The 16,968-nt window shown below is 70.7% G+C and carries 14 protein-coding genes; 7 read left to right on the top strand and 7 right to left on the bottom strand.

The genetic code is table 11. The features are described 5' to 3' along the window. The first annotated feature begins 198 nt into the window (after nt 1-198). The 4 genes from ACZ6WN_RS10090 to ACZ6WN_RS10075 all read left to right on the top strand — a co-directional run bounded on the left by ACZ6WN_RS10090 (nt 199) and on the right by ACZ6WN_RS10075 (nt 4,828). Nucleotides 199-1,512 carry a hypothetical protein gene (locus ACZ6WN_RS10090; RefSeq protein ID WP_465864503.1) on the top strand — a complete coding sequence of 438 codons (1,314 nt, stop codon included), beginning with the start codon at nt 199-201 and terminating at the stop codon, nt 1,510-1,512. Next, on the top strand, nt 1,509-2,534 hold the full coding sequence (locus ACZ6WN_RS10085; protein ID WP_465864502.1) for an Abi-alpha family protein: 1,026 nt from the start codon (nt 1,509-1,511) through the stop codon (nt 2,532-2,534). Before ACZ6WN_RS10090 ends, ACZ6WN_RS10085 begins: the two co-directional genes overlap by 4 nt. Nucleotides 2,535-2,615: 81 nt before the next feature. Further along, entirely contained in the window at nt 2,616-3,938 is a 1,323-nt protein-coding gene (locus tag ACZ6WN_RS10080) for a hypothetical protein (protein WP_465864501.1), read from the top strand. Next, nucleotides 3,935-4,828 carry an Abi-alpha family protein gene (locus ACZ6WN_RS10075; RefSeq protein ID WP_465864500.1) on the top strand — a complete coding sequence of 298 codons (894 nt, stop codon included), beginning with the start codon at nt 3,935-3,937 and terminating at the stop codon, nt 4,826-4,828. Before ACZ6WN_RS10080 ends, ACZ6WN_RS10075 begins: the two co-directional genes overlap by 4 nt. Here the strand turns inward: ACZ6WN_RS10075 and ACZ6WN_RS10070 are convergent. Continuing rightward, the gene (locus ACZ6WN_RS10070) at nt 4,786-5,667 is read right to left on the bottom strand and encodes a multinuclear nonheme iron-dependent oxidase (RefSeq protein WP_465864499.1); all 882 of its coding nucleotides are present in this window, start codon (nt 5,665-5,667) and stop codon (nt 4,786-4,788) included. The genes ACZ6WN_RS10075 and ACZ6WN_RS10070 overlap by 43 nt on opposite strands. Before the next feature lie 167 nt (nt 5,668-5,834). Here ACZ6WN_RS10070 and ACZ6WN_RS10065 point away from each other — a divergent pair, with 167 nt between their 5' ends. Further along, nucleotides 5,835-8,066, top strand: a complete 2,232-nt coding sequence (locus ACZ6WN_RS10065; RefSeq protein WP_465864498.1) for a transglycosylase domain-containing protein — start codon at nt 5,835-5,837, stop codon at nt 8,064-8,066. Nucleotides 8,067-8,102: 36 nt separating this feature from the next. Here the strand turns inward: ACZ6WN_RS10065 and ACZ6WN_RS10060 are convergent, their stop codons facing one another. From ACZ6WN_RS10060 to ACZ6WN_RS10035, 6 genes are all read right to left on the bottom strand, one after another. Beyond that, nucleotides 8,103-8,954: a GTP-binding protein LepA gene (locus ACZ6WN_RS10060; RefSeq protein ID WP_465864497.1), complete on the bottom strand. Its 852-nt coding sequence runs from the start codon at nt 8,952-8,954 to the stop codon at nt 8,103-8,105. A 101-nt stretch (nt 8,955-9,055) separates the two neighbouring features. Further along, on the bottom strand, nt 9,056-10,282 hold the full coding sequence (locus ACZ6WN_RS10055; protein WP_465864496.1) for a lytic transglycosylase domain-containing protein: 1,227 nt from the start codon (nt 10,280-10,282) through the stop codon (nt 9,056-9,058). A gap of 114 nt (nt 10,283-10,396) precedes the next feature. Beyond that, nucleotides 10,397-11,413, bottom strand: coding sequence for an HAD family hydrolase (locus ACZ6WN_RS10050; protein ID WP_465864494.1), 1,017 nt, complete (start codon nt 11,411-11,413; stop codon nt 10,397-10,399). Nucleotides 11,414-11,426: 13 nt separating this feature from the next. Next, on the bottom strand, nt 11,427-12,644 hold the full coding sequence (locus ACZ6WN_RS10045; RefSeq protein ID WP_465864492.1) for a PucR family transcriptional regulator: 1,218 nt from the start codon (nt 12,642-12,644) through the stop codon (nt 11,427-11,429). Nucleotides 12,645-12,825: 181 nt separating this feature from the next. Further along, nucleotides 12,826-13,467, bottom strand: coding sequence for a hypothetical protein (locus ACZ6WN_RS10040; protein WP_465864490.1), 642 nt, complete (start codon nt 13,465-13,467; stop codon nt 12,826-12,828). 80 nt (nt 13,468-13,547) lie between these two features. Then, on the bottom strand, nt 13,548-14,192 hold the full coding sequence (locus ACZ6WN_RS10035) for a hypothetical protein (RefSeq protein ID WP_465864488.1): 645 nt from the start codon (nt 14,190-14,192) through the stop codon (nt 13,548-13,550). A 251-nt stretch (nt 14,193-14,443) separates the two neighbouring features. Between ACZ6WN_RS10035 and ACZ6WN_RS10030 the strand changes: the two genes are divergently transcribed. Then, on the top strand, nt 14,444-15,445 hold the full coding sequence (locus tag ACZ6WN_RS10030; protein ID WP_465864486.1) for a hypothetical protein: 1,002 nt from the start codon (nt 14,444-14,446) through the stop codon (nt 15,443-15,445). Between the two features lie 199 nt (nt 15,446-15,644). Next, nucleotides 15,645-16,934 carry an RsbRD N-terminal domain-containing protein gene (locus tag ACZ6WN_RS10025; RefSeq protein WP_465864485.1) on the top strand — a complete coding sequence of 430 codons (1,290 nt, stop codon included), beginning with the start codon at nt 15,645-15,647 and terminating at the stop codon, nt 16,932-16,934. Nucleotides 16,935-16,968 lie beyond the last annotated feature (34 nt).

Here is a 16,968-nt window from a genome sequence, read left to right as displayed (position 1 = left end):
GGTCCGGCGTGACAGATGTGACCCCTGGTGCGAGCGTCGCTCTGGACCGAGCCCCGGTGATCAGGCAGGATCTGAAGCGACGCCTGCGCACGGCGCAGGCGGTCTTCTCCCAGCTCGGTGACTCTCGGCGCGCCTCTGCGTCGATCGGTGGAGTCCCCGGATAGCGGGAGGCTCACCGACCGACATACGAGGGGTCCTGTGTCCAGCGTCGCCGACGTGCTCTCCGGGTGGGAGATCGACTGGTTCGCGTTCTGGTCGATCCCCGTCTTCACCGCCGTGATCGGCTGGCTCATCAACTGGTCGGGGCTGTGGATGCTCTTCTCCCCGATCCGGTTCCACGGGATCACCGTGCCGGGGCTCGAGCGGATCGCCGGCTCGCTGCCGCGCAAGGTCCAGGAGATCCCGGGCATCCTGCACGGCGGGCTCGGCTGGCAGGGGATCGTTCCGGCGCGGGCCGCGAAGATGGGCTCGATCGCCGTCGACCGGGCGCTGTCGCAGATGGCGACGGCCCGCGACTTCTACGAGCAGCTCGAGCCGGACAAGATCGCCGCCCACATCGTCGACGTCTTCCGGCCCGAGATCCCACTGCTCGTCGACGAGATCATGTGGCGTGAGCATCCCCGGTTCTGGCGCGATCTGCCGCGCCCGCTGCGATCGGTCGTGATCGAGCGGGTCCAGGACCGGCTCCCCGAGGTCGTCGGCGGCGTGACGGTCGAGATCGGCAACCACATCGACCAGCTCTTCGACCCGAAGCTCATGGTGATCGAGAACTTCGAGAAGGATCCCTCGATCATCGTGCGGATCTTCAAGGACTTCGGTGCCCGCGAGCTGCGGATGATGGTGATCTTCGGGGCGGTCTTCGGGTTCCTGCTCGGCATCCCGGTCGCCGTCGTCGATCAGGCCTTCCACCTCTGGTGGCTGCTGCCGATCCTCGGCGTGCTGGTCGGCTGGACCACCAACCTGCTCGGCATGCTGCTCATCTTCGAGCCCGCCGAGCCCAGACGGATCGGGCCGGTCACGATCCAGGCGCTCTTCGCCCGGCGGCAGTGGCAGGCCTCCGACGTCTACGGCAAGCACATCGCCACGGACGTGATCACCCTCGAGCGCATCGGCGACCACCTCCTCAACGGCCCGTCCGGCGACCGCACTCGCCAGATGCTGGCCGCGGCCCTCGAGCCGGCGGTCGACGCCGCCGTCGGACCGGCCCATGGCGCGGTCCGCGTCGCGGTCGGGACCCGGCGGTTCGACGCCATCAGGTCCTCGGTCGCCGAGCAGGCCGTCGACTACACCCTCACCCCGCTGCGCGACGCCGCCTTCAGCCAGCAGCAGTCGTGCAACATCCGCCGGCTGATCGCGGAGCGGTGCAGGGCGCTGCCGCCGAAGACCTTCGTTGAGATGATGAGAGCCGCGATCAAGGAGGACGAGTGGCTGCTCTACGCCCACGGGGCGATCATGGGGCTGGCGGGCGGATTTCTGCACGTGGCAGTCTTCGAATGGTGGAACGTGCTGTGAGCGCCCTCCACATCAACACCGAGCCGACGGCCCGCCAACCGCGTCCGGACGAGCCCGCCCACGAACCCGCCGACGGGCTGGTCGAGGGTCGTGAGGGGATGCACCGCATGCCCACGCCGGCTCCGAGCAGCGGTCTGGTCGAGGACGCGGTGGAGGTCCTGCCGGGCCTGCTCAGGATCTCCGCAGTCACCGTCGCCCACACCGCAGGATGGGGGCTGAGGACGTACGCCCGGGGGGTGGGGCGGGTCGCGAAGGCGGTCGTCGACCCGGACGAGGCCGTCCGGCTCACCGAGGACGTCGCGACCAGCGCCCGCCAGGTGACCGCCCTCGCGAAGCGGGTCGCCACGGGCAACCCCGTCACCGGCCTGCTGGAACGGTTCGCGCTGCCGGCGGCCGAGAGCGCGCGGGTGGCGATGGAGGGTCGGGCCGCACGGGTCAACGGAGTCACCCCCGGCACGGACCCCGACCGGTTGCGGCGGTCCGGCGAGGAGCTGCTGCGCCGCTCGCGCGACGTATGGGACGAGAACGAGCGCCACCCGGCCTTCGTTGGGATCCTCGACGAGCTGGCCCCCGACGAGGCGCGCATCCTGGTGCTGATGCTCAAGGGCGGCCCGCAGCCGGCCGTCGACGTGGTCGAGGGTGGGCTGATCGGCCAGCTGCGCGGCGCGCGGATGATCGCCCGGGGTCTGACCATGATCGGAGCGCACGCCAGCGTTCGCTACCCCTCGCTGGTTCCGCAGTACCTCAACAACCTGACCCGGCTCGGTCTGGTCTGGCAGTCCGAGGACCCGGTCAGCGAGCTGATCCGCTACCAGGTGGTCGAGGCGCAGCCGGACGTGCTCGCGGCGCTCCACACCAAGGGCGGGGGCCGGATCAAGCGCCGCTCGATCCATCTGACCCCGTTCGGGCAGGACTTCGCCCGGGCCTGCTTCGCCGATGTCGAGGATCTCGACCAGCTGCCGAGCCATGAGATCCCGCCCGGTGCGGCGACGGAGGCCTCCACCGATGGTCCAGCCGAATAGCAGACGCTTCAGGGTGTTTGCGTTCGCCTGTGGGTAGGGTACGCATACTGACGGTCTGGAACTCTGGCGGAAGGAGCTCGGATGTCGCCGGAGTGGCAGGACTCGCTGGTCAGCTGGTTCGAGGACTGGGCTGCCCACGTCCACTGGCTCTCGCTGATCACCATCCCGATCTTCACCGGAGTGATCGGCTGGCTGATCAACTGGTCGGGCCTCTACATGCTCTTCTCCCCGCTCACCTTCAAGGGGTTCCAGGTCCCCGGGCTGCGCGAGCTGACCAGGGTGCTGCCCCACAAGCTGCAGGAGGTCCCGGGCTTCGCCCAGGGCGGGCTCGGCTGGCAGGGCATCATCCCCGCCCGGGCCGCGAAGATGGGCTCGATCGCCGTCGACAAGGCGATCGCGAAGCTCGGCACTCCCAGCGACTTCTACCAGCAGCTCGGCCCCTCGGAGATCGCCACGCACATCGTGGAGACGTTCCGCCCGGAGGTGCCCGAGCTGGTCGACCAGATCATGATGCGCGAGCACCCGCGGCTCTGGCGCGACCTTCCGCAGGCCGTCAAGGACGCGATCGCTGTCCGGGTGCAGGCGCAGCTCCCCTCGATCGTGCACAAGGTCACCGACGACATCGGCGTCCACATCGACCAGCTGCTCGACCCGAAGCTGATGGTCATCGACCACTTCCGCAAGAACCCCGCCCTGGTGGTCCGGATCTTCCGTGACTTCGGGCAGCGCGAGCTCAATCTGATGGTCGCCTTCGGGTTCATCTTCGGCTTCCTGCTCGGCATCCCGGTGGCGCTGATCGACCAGACCTTCCACCTGTGGTGGCTGCTTCCCGTGCTCGGCGTGGTCGTCGGCTGGGTGACCAACCTGCTCGGCATGTGGCTGATCTTCGAGCCCGCCGAGCCGCGGCGCATCCTGGGGATCAAGGTGCAGGGTCTCTTCCCGCGCCGTCAGGAGCAGGCCGCGGAGGTCTACGCCGACATCATCGCCACCGACGTGATCACGCTCGAGCGGATCGGCGACTTCCTGCTCGACGGCCCCCGGGGCGACGCCACCCGCAAGCTGCTGATCAACGCGCTGATGCCCGCGGTGGACAAGGCGGCCGGGCCCTACCGGGGCGCGGTGCGGATAGCGCTCGGCTCGGAGCGGTTCGACCGGATCAGCACCTCGGTCGCCAACGAGGCGGCGGACCGTACGCTGGTGCCGTTCCGCGATCCCGGCTTCAGCCGTCACCAGGCGGACAAGATCCGCGACCTGGTCGCGCGGCGCACCAAGGAGCTTCCGCCGGGCGACTTCGTGGACATGATGAGGTCAGCGATCAAGGAGGACGAATGGATGCTCTACGCCCACGGCGCGATCATGGGACTCGCGGGCGGCTTCCTGCACCTTCTAATCTTTCCGACATGAGCCTCTTGGGCAAGGTCTTCCCGACCGCCTCCGCCGTGGCCGGCACCGCTCCCGGTCTGGCGAGGGTGGCGGCGGGTGCTGCCTGGCACACCGCCGGGTGGGGGCTGCGCACCTCGAGCCGAGCCGGCATCCGGGTCGCCCGGGCGATGGTCGACCAGGACGTACGCGTGGGGCTGGTGCGGGACACGGCCGAGGCGGTGGGCATCGTCGCCGGCACCGCGGCCCGGATCATCGCGCCCGGCGCGAACCAGGTGATGGAGCTCTCCGATGCCGACTACGAGGCGGCCGGCCGCGATGTCGTGCTCGCCCGCACGCGGGAGGCCGAGGAGTCCCAGGACTCCCTGCCGGTGCTGCGCCGGCGAGGCGCCGAGCTGCTCGACCGGTCCCGCGACGTCTGGGCCGACGAGCAGGGGCATCCGGCGTACGCCCGGATCCTCGACGAGCTCGCGCCCGACGAGGCGCGGATGCTGCTCTACCTGCTCCAGGCCGGGCCGCAGCCCTCGGTGGACGTTCGCACCGGTGGGCCGGCCGGGCTCGTCGGCAGCACCATGATCGCGCCCGGTCTCAACATGATCGCGGGGCGCAGCGGCGTGCGCTATCCGGACCGGGTGCCGGCCTATCTCAACAACCTGTTCCGGCTCGGGCTGGTGTGGTTCTCCAAGGAGCCGCTGCCCGACCCGCTGGAATACCAGGTCCTCGAGGCCCAGCCCGACGTGCTCGAGGCGCTGCACTCGGTGAAGTTCGCCAAGATCGTGCGCCGCTCGGTGCACCTGACCCCGTTCGGCGAGGCGTTCTGCCGCACCACGCTGGTCGACGAGGTCTCGGCCGAGTCGGTCTTCCCGGAGCATCAGGCTCCGGTGACCGGCGGGGCCGATCTGCCCAAGGCCTGATCGCCGGACAACGCCTCGGTCAGCCTGGCGAACTCGGGGTCGACGGTCTGCGGTGACACCTCGGCGTCGCGCTCGAGCATGATCCCGGGCAGCCGTCGCCCGGCGGACGCCTCGACCGCGGTCGTGAGCAGCGAGAGCACCGGCACCGGCATCGGGTGGGCGTGGGTGTCGAGGTAGAGGCCCTCGCGCTCGATGCCGCCGGCGACGTGCATGTAGGCGACCGCGTCGAGCGGGAAGCGGGCCAGGTCGGCGACGGGGTCGGAGCCGCGGGCGACCGCGGAGGCGTAGAGGTTGGCGACGTCGAGGACGAGGCGTACGCCGGTGCGCTCGACGAGCTCGGTGAGGAAGTCGGGCTCGCTGATGGTGTCCTCGGGCCAGGTGAAGGTGGCGGCGATGTTCTCGACCGCGAGCGGCACCGGTAGCCGGTCCTGCGCGATCCGGACGTTGTCGACCAGCACGTCGAGCGAGTCCTTCGTGCGCGGCGGCGGCAGCAGGTGGCCCGCCTCCAGGACGTCGCCGTGCAGCGGGTCGGGCGAGTCGCTCGCCCGCACGAACGCGACGTGCTCGGAGACCAACGGGCTGTCGAGGACCTCGGCGAGCTCGGCCAGCCGGGTGAGGCGGTCCGTCGCGGGGCGGTCGGCGCCGGCCAGGCCGAGGGTGACGCCGTGGGCGATGACGGGGACGCCGAGATCCCGGACGGCCTGCGGGACCTGTGCCGGTGCGGTGTTCTCCGCGACCACCTCGGTGAACCCGAGGCGGCCGGAGGCGGCGTACGTCTGGAGGAGGTCGGCGATCGCGGGACGCCAGGCCACGGCGATGCCGGAGACCGAGGGATGCACAGGGTGAAGTGTGACGGATCGATCGAGGCCGGTGTGGGCCCTTCCGGTATTCTGGAACACCTGTTCTCCCATCGTTCAGCAACCCTCGCCGGTCCTGGCTCGAGGCCCGGGTAGGAGCCCCCAACTTGGCGCGCAAAGTCGTTCGTTCCCTGCCGTTTCATCGTGTCGTGACGCGGTTCGCGGCTCTCATCGGCGTCGCCGCGGTGACGGGTCTGGTGGCCTCCGGCATGGCGATCCCGTTCGTCCACCTGACCGGCGTCGCCGCGAAGTCGGGAGTCGAGGCGATGGACGAGCTGCCGCTCGACATCGACATGGGCGAGCTGTCCCAGACGACCCGCGTCCTGGACGTCCACGGCAAGGTGATCACGACCCTCTACGACCAGAACCGGTCCTACAAGCCGCTCGACCAGATCTCGCCCAACATGCCGAAGGCGCTGCTCGCGATCGAGGACAGCCGCTTCTACGAGCACGGTGCGATGGACCTCAAGGGCACCCTGCGGGCGCTGCTGCGCAACTCGGCCTCCGAGTCGGGGTCGGTGCAGGGTGGCTCCTCGATCACCCAGCAGCTGGTCAAGACGACTCTCGTCTACGGGGCCGACACCGACGAGGAGCGGGCCGCCGCGACCGAGAAGTCCACGGCCCGCAAGATCCGCGAGCTGCGCCATGCGATCTGGCTCGAGGAGAACCACGACAAGGACTGGATCCTCGAGCGCTACCTCAACGCCGCCTACTTCGGTGACTCCGCCTACGGGGTCCAGGCGGCCGCGAAGCACTACTTCGGCGTCGACGCCGCCGACCTGACCTGGGGTCAGGCCTCGATGCTGGCCGGGATGGTGAAGAACCCGACCGGCTACGACCCGACCGACTACCCCGACGCCGCGATCGCCCGCCGCAACCTGGTGCTGGAGCGGCTGGTCCAGGTCGGCGACCTTCCCCGCGCCGATGCCGAGAAGGTCAAGGAGAGCTCGCTCGGGCTCAACGTCCAGGACAGCCGCAACGGCTGCTTCGGGTCGTCGGCGGAGTTCTTCTGCGACTACGCGCTGCGGTGGCTGCTCGCCGACAAGTCGCTGGGCGAGACCGAGGCCGAGCGCTGGCGGCTGCTGCAGACCGGCGGCCTGACCATCAGGACGACCCTGGACTCGAGCTTCCAGAAGGCGGCGCAGCGGTCGGTGAGCGGCCATGTCTCGCCCACCAACAATGCCGTCGGTGCCCTGGCGATGGTCGAGCCCGGCACCGGCAACGTCAAGGCGCTCGCGCAGTCGCGGCCGATGGGGGAGAACCGGAAGAAGGGCGAGTCCTACCTGAACTACCTGGTGCCGAAGGAGTACGGCGACGCCAACGGCTTCCAGGCGGGCTCGACCTTCAAGGTCTTCGTCGGCGCCGCGGCGATCGAGAAGGGCTTCCCGCTCCGGCAGGAGATCAAGTCGCCGGAGAAGAAGACGTTCAACCAGGCCTCCTTCGCCAACTGTCCGGGCGCGGGCCGGTTCAGCCCCAACCCCTACCCGGTCGGCAACTCGACCACCTCGGGCAACAAGAACCTCTACACCGGCACCCGGGAGTCGGTGAACACCTTCTACGTCCAGCTCGAGCAGTTCACCGGCGTCTGCGCTCCCTACGCCCTCGCCAAGAAGATGGGCGTCAGCCTGACCGACCCCGCCCACGAGCGTTTCCCCTCCTTCACGCTCGGTCCCATCGACGTCAGCCCGCTGGAGATGGCCGAGGCGTACGCGACGTTCGGCGCCCGCGGCAAGCACTGCGACTCGCGGCCGGTGACCGAGATCGTCGGCCCCGACGGGAAGACGATGAAGGAGTACGCGGCCTCGTGCGAGCAGGTGATGCGTACGGGCACGGCCGACGCGATGAACGACATCCTCCGCGGCGTGCTGCAGCCGGGCGGTTTCGGCCAGAAGCTCGCGCTGAGCGTGCCGTCCGCGGGCAAGACCGGAACGACCAACAGCAACCGCGCGGTGTGGTTCAACGGCTACACGCCCAAGCTGGCGACCGCCTCGATGATCGCCGGCGCCGACTACGAGGGCAACTGGGTCTCCCTCAACGGCCAGCGCCTCCGCGGCGGTTACATCGCCTCGGCGTCGGGCTCGACCGTCGCCGGGCCGATGTGGGCCGAGGCGATGCGGGCCGTCGACGGCAAGCTGGGCTCCGCGAAGTTCGTACGTCCCGGTGCCGGCGTCGTCAACGGCAAGGGCGTCAAGATCCCGAAGGTCGAGGGGCTCTCGGTCGCCAAGGCCACCGCCCGGCTCAAGGCGGCCGGGTTCAAGCCGGTCGTCGGCAAGCGGGTGAAGTCGCGCTGGAAGGCCGGCACCGTGGTCGGCACCGTCCCCGGCAGTCGCGCGATCAAGGGCGCGACGGTCGAGATGCTCGTGTCGAAGTGGCGCGGGTAGCGCGGCGGATGCTCACCGAGGCACCTCGGTGAGCATTCAGCCGGCCGCACGCGCCTGAGCTGCCTCGACGGCCTCACGGAAGGCGCGGGTGACGTAGTCGGGGACGGGGAGGCCGCGGTCGCGGGCCCAGAGGAGCTCCTGCTCGACCCGGGCCACGTCGGCGGCCAGGTCACGGCCCTCGTGGTCGACACCGAGGGTCTCCATGACGTCGCCGAAGTCGGCCAGCTGGCTCACGTTGTTGACCCCGACGGGGGCGAAGGAGATCCGGCGCATGCGTCTGACCAGCCACCTCTGCCAGGCAGCGAGCGTCGCCCAGTGGGCCCGGGCGGAGAGCTGGTAGAAGGCGTAGTGTCCCGGCTCCTGCCGCTTGATCGGCGCGATGATGGTCTCGGCGACGGCCTGCTCACCGGTCTCGATGACCCCGTCGTGGAGCAGGTTGTAGGCGATCACCGCCGAGCGCTCGGTGGCCATCCCGGTCAGGTAGTAGAGCATCCGGCAGACGTCCTGGAACGGCTCCAGGTGAGCCAGCAGCCCGAGCACCTTCAGCTTCAGGCCGACGTGCTCGAGGTCGGTGGTCGCCGGCGGGCGCCCGAGCACCTGCTGGAGCCGGTCGAGGATCAGCCCGTGCTGGATCTCCTGCGGCTGCCACACCTCGGCGTAGAACTGCTTGTCGACCTCGGGTGGGTTGGGAAGCATGGTGGAGATCTCGAGGACGTTGCGGTCGACCTCGAGCTCGACCCGCGCCATGTAGTCGAGCACATGGCCGAAGCGGGCACCGAAGCCGGCCGGGTCGTGCACGGTGAAGTCGACCGAGTCCATCGGGATCGGTGGATGCTCCTCACCGAGGCGCGAGACATGGGCAGCGAGGCGGTCGGTATCGGATGGCATCGAGACGGCTCCCGGTGGGGTGTCAGCAGCGCCTCCAGTGTGCCCGCACTGCGTGGGGTTGTAACCCGATTTTACCTAACCGAGGCCAACGCCGCTGGGTCTCAGGATGCGCTTGGGGAAGTCTCCGCCAGCGGGGTCTCCGACGCAGCCTCGGTCGGGGTCTCTGTCGGGGTCTCGGTCGGCGTCGGGTCCTCGGTGGGCGTCTCGGTCGGGGTCTCGGTGGGCGACTCCGTCGGGTCCTCCGTCGGGTCCTCGGTGGGTGTGTCGGTCGGCGTCTCGGTCGGAGACCCAGTGGGGGAGCCGGTCGGATCCGGGTCCGAGGTGGGCGAGGGGACGACGGACCCGTCGTCGCCGGCGGAGCCCGACGGCGAGGGCGAGGAGGGCGTGGTCGCGCCGCCGCTGGGCGTACCGGTGTCCTTGCCTCCCGGGAAGGAGCCGGCCCGGGGCGGCTGGGCGCTGGGCGAGGCGCCGGAGAGCGGCTCGAGATCGGAGGCGGAGGTGACCGGGATCTGCGCGGCCGGCAGGACGACGCCGGTCGGTGTCTCGAACGTCCCGAGCCGATAGCCCTCGGCGATCTGCAGGACCGCCGAGACGTACGCCTCGCTGTGGTTGTAGCGCAGCACCGCCGAGCGCTGCCCGGCCTCGGTGGACAGGTCGGCGGGGCCGGAGCACAGGTAGACCGCGGCCGCGAGCGCGGCGTCGTCGACGTCCTGCGGGTCACGACGCCCGTCGCCGTCGGCGTCGACCCCGACATCGGACCAGGTCGAGGGGATGAACTGCATCGGCCCGACCGCGCGGTCGTAGACCAGGTCGCGGTCGTAGGTGCCGCCGTCGGTGTCGAGGATCCGCGCGGTGCCGGCGGCCCCGGTGAGAGGTACGCCGAAGATCCCGGGCGTCGCGACCCCGGAGGTCGACAGCGCGTTACCCCCGGCCCGGCCGTGGTCGGACTCGACCCGCCCGATGGCGGCGATCAGCGACCAGTCGAGATGGCACCCCGGGTCGGCGTCGGCGAGCACGGTCGCGGCGCGCTGGTAGGCGGAGAGCGCGGTCTCGGGGATGACGCCGGCGGCCGCCTGGGCGGCGAACCCGGCCGGTTTCGCCGCGAGGGTGGGACTGACCTCGGGGACCGGCGTGACCGCGGAGACGCTCACCGGCGGCCGCAGCTCCTGGGCCGGCACCTCGACCGGCACCTCGACCGGCACCTGGCGCACGCTGGCCGTGGCGTCGACCGGCCGGCCCTCCTGGATCGCATGGATCGTCCAGGCGGCGGTGGCGGCGGCGACGGGCAGTGCGGCTGCCTTGATCAGCAGACCGGGTCGCGGTGTCATCCTCGGTCACATCCTCGGGTCGGGCGGGGTGAGTCGGTGTCATCGATCCAGCCACCATGTGAGCCCCGCCACAACGCGCCGAGCGCGATCCGGGCCGAGAATCCCCCAAACTACTCACGTACGTGACAAGTTTCCCGCCCTCGCCACCGGGATCGCTCCGGCCACTGCGGCCGTCACCAGGCAGAGCAGCGCGACTCCGGCCGCCAGCACGGCCGAGCCGGCGTCGAGCAGCATCGGCACCGCGCCGGCCACGGCCGGCACCAGCGCGACCGGCCCGGCCCAGCGGGAACCCGCGACGGCCCCCCGCGCGAGCGAGACCAGCTCGGCGACGCGGCGGACGTCGAGGTCCGCCAGGCGCACGCCGGAGCTCCCGCCCACAGCCAGGTCGGCCACCGCCTGGGCCTCGGCGTCCTCGGGACGAGCGCTCACGAACGCCACCACCCGCCCCTGCTCCTGCAGCTCGGCGACGAGCCGCTCCCGTTTCTCCGGGGCGACCTCGGAATGCCATCGCTCGATCCCGCAGGTCTGCGCCAGGTGCTCGGTCTCGCGGTCGGTGTCGTCGGAGACCAGCACCGGTGTCACCCCCGCGGCCCTCAGCCGGGACACCGAGGCACCCGCGTCCGCCCGCGGCTCGTCGCCGACCACGAGATAGCCCAGCGGCCGCCCGTCGAGCTCGACGCCGAGGACGGTGCCGCGGTCGGTGCGGTCGGCCATGCCGACCCAGGGCGGTCGCCCGATGCGTACGGGATGCCGGTCCACCGATCCCCGCACCCCCGAGCCCGGGACGACCGCGAAGTCGGCGACCTTTCCCCGCGGCGAGAGCCGCGCGACCGCGCGGGCGATCGGTCCCTCGGCCTCGTGCTCGAGCGCCCCCGCGAACCAGCGCAGGTTGCGCAGGTGGTCGGGGTCGAGCGGGTCGACGGCGGTCACCACGAGTCGCCCGGTCGTCACCGTGCCCCAGCGGTCGAGCACCACGGTGTCGACCCGGGCGGCGACCGCCCAGGAGGACCGGGGCACCGACTCGATCCCGTGCCGGCGCCCGGCCCAGCCGGCGACGACGTGCGGAGACACCGACCCCAGGACGTACGCGGCGACAGCACCGGCCACGAGAACGACCACCTCGACCACCATGAGCGGCTCCGGGTCAGCCGGTCTGCTGCTGATAGCGGTCGAAGTCGCTCTGGTCGCCGGCGACCCACAGCGGCACGCTCGCCTTCAGCAGCAGCAGGAGCTGGGTCACGAACTCGGGGTCGCGCAGGGACTCCCCGAAGAGCTCGTTGATCCGCTTCCAGCGGTAGCGGATCGTCTGCGGGTGGACGCCGAGGACCGCGGCGATCGCCGGGGCGCTCTCCCGGGTCTCGAGCCAGACCAGCAGCGTCTCGGTCAGGATCTCGCGGGAGTTGGCCGACTCGGCCAGCAGCGGCTCGAGCAGCTCCTGGGCGAGCTGGCGGCGCATCACCGGCTCGGCGTGCAGCCAGATCTCGGTGCGGTAGGCGAGGCAGTCGATGACCGGCTTGGCCGGGATCACCCGGGCGTTGACCAGCGCCAGGGCGCGGTTGGCCCAGCGCCAGGCGGCCGGTACGTCGGCCGGCGGCACCGGCCAGCAGATCGAGACCCGGGCCTTCGGCGCGGCCGCGCGGACCTCCTTGGTGACCGCGGTGGTGGCGCTCGGCGGGCAGATCACGACCTGGGTCGGCCGGCGCCGCCGGGTGAGGGCGAGGGCCGAGAGCGCGTCCGCGGAGATGTGGTCGGCATCGAGCAGCTCGACCGCCATCACCGTCACCTTCTCCGGCAGCGGCCACTCGCCGAGCGCCGCCTGCATCTCGATCTCCTCGTGCGAGGCGCCCGACAGCATCCGGTCGATCAGCCGCGCCCGGGCGACGTCGTTGTCCTGGTCGCGAGCCTCGGTGCCGGCCTCGAAGCCCTTGCCGACCTGCGACGTCAGGTGCTCGACGTACGTCGTCATCATCTCGTTGAGCGCGTTCAGCGCCGCCGCGGAGAGCTCGTTCTCGACCGCCCGGCGGCGCAGCTCGTCCCAGAGCTCGCCGGTCGCCATGCTGATGCCCTGGTCGACGATGGCCCGGTCCTGGCCCAGCGCGGCGACCCTGAAGCCGACCTTGCGGAAGTGGTCGTCGATCGCGATGTAGGGCGCCGAACGCCCCAGACCCAGGTCGATGAAGTGTGACATCGCGCCGTGCACGGCGGTGAAGATGAGCTCCTCGAAGCCCTCGGTCTCGGCCGGCAGCCCCTCGCGCAGGTGGCCGGTGATCTTGCGCGCGATCGGCCGCACCTCGCCCTCGAGGCTCTTCAGCATCCACACGGCGGACCCGGGTAGCCCGGGGGACTGATGGGTCTGCGTCATCTCGTGCTCCGTCGCACGTCAAACTCCTTCGACCAACATGCCCGAGAAGGTATCGACCACCATGGCACGTCTTTGCTTGGCGTGCCCCCGAAATGCGGTACGCCCGTGCCGCTGCGTGGCCCGGATGGGAAAAGCCCGCCGGGGGCCGTTCGGCCACCCGGCGGACTCGGGGAGGGAGAGCTCAGCCGCGACGCGGGTTGGTGAGGTTGAGCTCGATGGTGTTCCCGTCGCCGGGGACGAGAGCGTTGACCAGCCAGGTGTTGAGGCCGCAGTTCTGGAAGTCGCCGATCGAGTACGTCCCGGTGAGGCGGCCGCCGGTGAAGACCCCGAACCGCTCACCCTCGGGCGTGGCCACGGGGATGGCCACCGGCTCGACGGTGCGGCAGAACGGACCGGAGAAGGTCGGGAAGCCCACGACCTTGATGTTGGTGAGACGTACGTTGTAGTAGGAGGTGGCCTCGACATAGCTGCCGCCGCCTTCGGGATGCGGCTTGAGCGTGCCGGTGGTGGGGGCGGCCTCCTCGAAGGAGACGTCGGCGCTCATCGGGATGAACCCCACCGCCTTGAACTCGGTGCTGGCGCCGGGAAGCGCCAGCGAGCCGGTGAACGCGCCGGTCGTGGTCTCCAGCGTCGTGTCCAGGACGGCGGGGCCGACCGGGATCTGCGACCCGGTCGAGGCGACGACGGTGGTGCCGTTGGCGTCGTAGAGGATGTCGAGAGGTGCGGCGTGGGCGGGTGCGGCCGTGGCGACGGCGAGCAGCGTGGCTGTGGCCGGGACGGCGAGCAGACCGAGCCGGCGCTTCATGAGTGTGGAGAGAGACATGAGGGGCTCCTTCGGGAGGGTGGATCGGGAAGACGCGACAACGGTGCGCCGCTGGGGCGCACCGCTCTCGCTTACCGGCCTCAGCTGACGTTGACGGCGCCGTCCGGGACGGAGACGTTGTAGGTGCCGTTGAACGAAGCGGGATCGCCGACGGAGACCGAGCCGAGGCAGTCGGCGACGACCGCGGACACCGTCAAGGATCCGTCGCCCGTCTCATTGACGACCAGCCGCTGCGTCGCCTCGTCGAAGTGGCCGTCGGCGGTGCCGGTGACCGTGAAGTCGCAGAGGCCGGTCGAGTCGGTGACGTGGGCACTGATGTGGTCGATCCAGCCATCGACCTGGTCGGTCGCGGCCGAGGTCACTGAGGTGTCGTTGGTCGCCAGGTGCCACTGACCGCCGTGGGTGACCGTCAGCGGGGTGCCGAACTGCTCGGTGCAGCCACTCCACGTGGTCGAGTTGATGGTGGCCAGCGGACTGGGGTCGACGCCGCTCTTCCCGGTACCGCTGTGGATGAAGCCGGCGGCACCGGCAGAGGTGCAGGTCATCGTGTTCAGCGGGACGGCGAAGGTGATGCTGCCGACAGCGGCGGCGGTGAAGGCGTGGTTGCCGGCGGCCGTGCTGCCACCGACGGCGACGTTGTAGGGCGGGGCGGCGCTGGCCATCGCGGGAGCGGCGAGGGTGAGGGCGGCTGCGGCCGCACCCACAAGGAGAAGCTTCTTCTTCATCGAAGGTCGTCCTTTCGTGGCGATGGAGACTGGTTGTCTCCGTCGGGGCCCATTCATCCGTGCGGTGGATCCGGCTGTCGACGGGCATCTGCCCGAAAGCGCGAAATGGAGCGCCACGATGTCGCCTGCGCGACATCGGACCCGGGCGCCGGCCCGAGACTTGTCATGGGCATGACAAGTCCGGGCACCGGTTCCGGTGTAGCCGAGCCGACCTTGTTGCGTCCGCATATCCGCGATGCCACGTTGGCGACATGCGACACACTCTGCAGCGCGCGACGGCGCTGGCCGTCCTCGCCGGAGCCGCCTTCGCGGCGTTCGGCCTCGGGACGAGCCAGGCGGACGAGGGTCCTTACCCGGGGCTGCCCGCCGCGGAGCAACAGGAGCTGCCGCTCCGACACGCTTCCTGGACCGGGTCGGCCTCCGCCTCGCTCGCCGATGTGGAGCGGGCACGTCAATGGATGCGTACGCCCCTCATGACGGCGGCTGCCGACTTCTACCAGGGACGCGTCGATGTGCCTGATCCGGACTTGTACACGCAGTGCACCAAGGCAGGGGCGAACATCTACTTCGTCGCTCAATCGGGATCCGACCACAACTACGGCCAGACGCCCGAGATCGTCGTTCGCACGGTCACCTTCGGTGCGGTGCCGGTCGAGGCGACCGTACGTCTGGAGCAGGAGAGGTCCGAAGGTCTCCCGGTGCCCATCAAGCTCGAGACGTTGTCGTGCGCACTGAGATCGGGCAGGAGAGAGGTTCCAGACACTCCGGTCGAGGGCAGGCTCTCGACGCGAGTGTTGTCGCTGCGTGTCGACGGCGTGTCGCTACCTTTCCGGGGGGAGTGCCGGACCCGTGAGCCAGGGGACGTCCGGCTCACCGGCAAGGGATACTTCTATGCCTGGGACGGGACCCAGAACGTGCCTGCCCCGGTGCAGCCCGAGCTGTGGGACAACGGCCTCTTCAATCTCAGTCCGGGGGGCCTGCTCGCCGGCACCATCGACGTGCCCCCGTTCTCGGGGTGTGTGACCACGACCGGTGACGACGTCTCCAGACTGTTGACGGCCGCCGTCTCGGGTGAGGGGTACCCGTTGCGTACCTATCAGGGCGGCGTCCTCGGGTGCACGGTGCCGAACCCCGGCGGGCCCAACCTGCCGCCTGCCCCGGGGGCATCGACCCCTGAGGCGGTCCCGTGTCGCATGGACGTGCTGCCTCCCCAGGTCCCCTCGCTGCCCCAGATTCCCCAGGGTGACCGGTGACGACGCCGCTCACGAGAGATCCGCCGGAGCAAAAGTTGTCACGCGCGTGACAAGTCGGATGCCTCTGTGCCCGGACGGGGACCTCTTCCACTGGCCGATCGGCCCGATGTCCTCTGTGATGAGCGTCACTGAGTGACGCCGGCCTGACGGAGCACAGTGCTCCCGCGGGCCGGGGATCGAGGGGAGAAGTCGTAGATCCATGAGTCCGACGCAGAACCAGATGACGACCACCGGAACGCGTGTCCCGCACCCACGGCTGCCACGCCGAAGCGCCTCGCGGCAGCTCGCCGAGAAGATCCATGCCCCGCGCGTCTCGCCCACGGAGTGCGCGGTCATCCGCAGGGTCGGCCGACGGCTGGTCCCGCAGATCACCGACGAGATCCTGCGCCAGGTCGCCGCCTACTCGCGGCATCCCACGCAGCGGCGTCGGGACCTGATCACGAGGGCAGTCGCCAGCGCCGTGGAGCTCTATGCCGACGTGGTCGAGAACATCCCGTCCGACCCGGAGACGGTGTCGGCGATGTACTTCGGGATGGGCAGGGGGGAGGCGCTGGCCGAACGAAGCCTCGACGGGTTCCGGGCGGCCGTCGACCTGGCCACGCACCGGGCGGCCGAGGCGATCCGGCACGAGGCCGCGGGGCTGGTCCCCGACGACGTACGCGGGACGCTGTGCGGCTCGCTCCTCGCCTACATGGGCATCCTGCTCGACGACGTCGCCCGCGGGTACGCCGCCGGGGTCCGTGACCGCGAGGCGGATCCGCGCTGGATCCGGCGCCGGCTCGTCCGTGGTCTCGCCGGCGCGGCGGACGCCGAGGTGATCGGTGAGCTCGCCGCGCGCGTCAGCTGGCAGCTGCCGGCTGCTGTGGTGGTCTGCGCGGTCGACACCATCGCACCGCTCGACTCCGTCGAGTGCTCCGTCGACCTGCCCGAGGGGTGCGTGTGGGACACCGCCGGCCGGCGCGCTCTGGTGGTCACCGACCCGGCCGAGGTCGACGCCGTCAGCGCCGTGATGCGGGGGTGGCCGCGTACCGGGCCTGTCTTCGTGACCGTGCCGGTGCCGTTGGCCGACGTTCCGGCCGCGATCCGCTGGACCGAGCGCGCCCGGGACCTCGTCGAGTCCGGGATCATCCCCGCCGACCCGGTGGTGCGCTGCGCCGACCACCACGTCGCCCTGCTGCTCAACGCCGACCCCACGCTCTCGCGCTGGGAGGCGAGCGAAGCCCTCGCGCCGTTGGAGGCGTTCAAGGACGAGCACCGGCGGGCGGTGCTGCGTACGCTGCGGCTCTGGTTGCTCACCGGCGCGAACGCTCCGGCGCTGGCCGCGGAGCTCGGCATCCACGAGCACACCGTCCGCAACCACAAGCTCCGCCTGCGCGCCGCCTTCGGCAGCCGGCTCCAGGACCCCGAGTTCGTCACCCTCCTCCTCTTCGCCCTCGGTGCTGGCGACGGCATCGCCGCCGACTGGGTCGAGCTCGAGCGCTGCGGCTGAGTTCTCGGACGAGGCCGATCTGCGCCTGTCATGC

The organism is Nocardioides sp. NPDC054178 (genome assembly GCF_055585005.1).
Note: the sequence above shows the minus strand (reverse complement) of the source record. Positions and strands in the feature narration are given on the sequence as shown.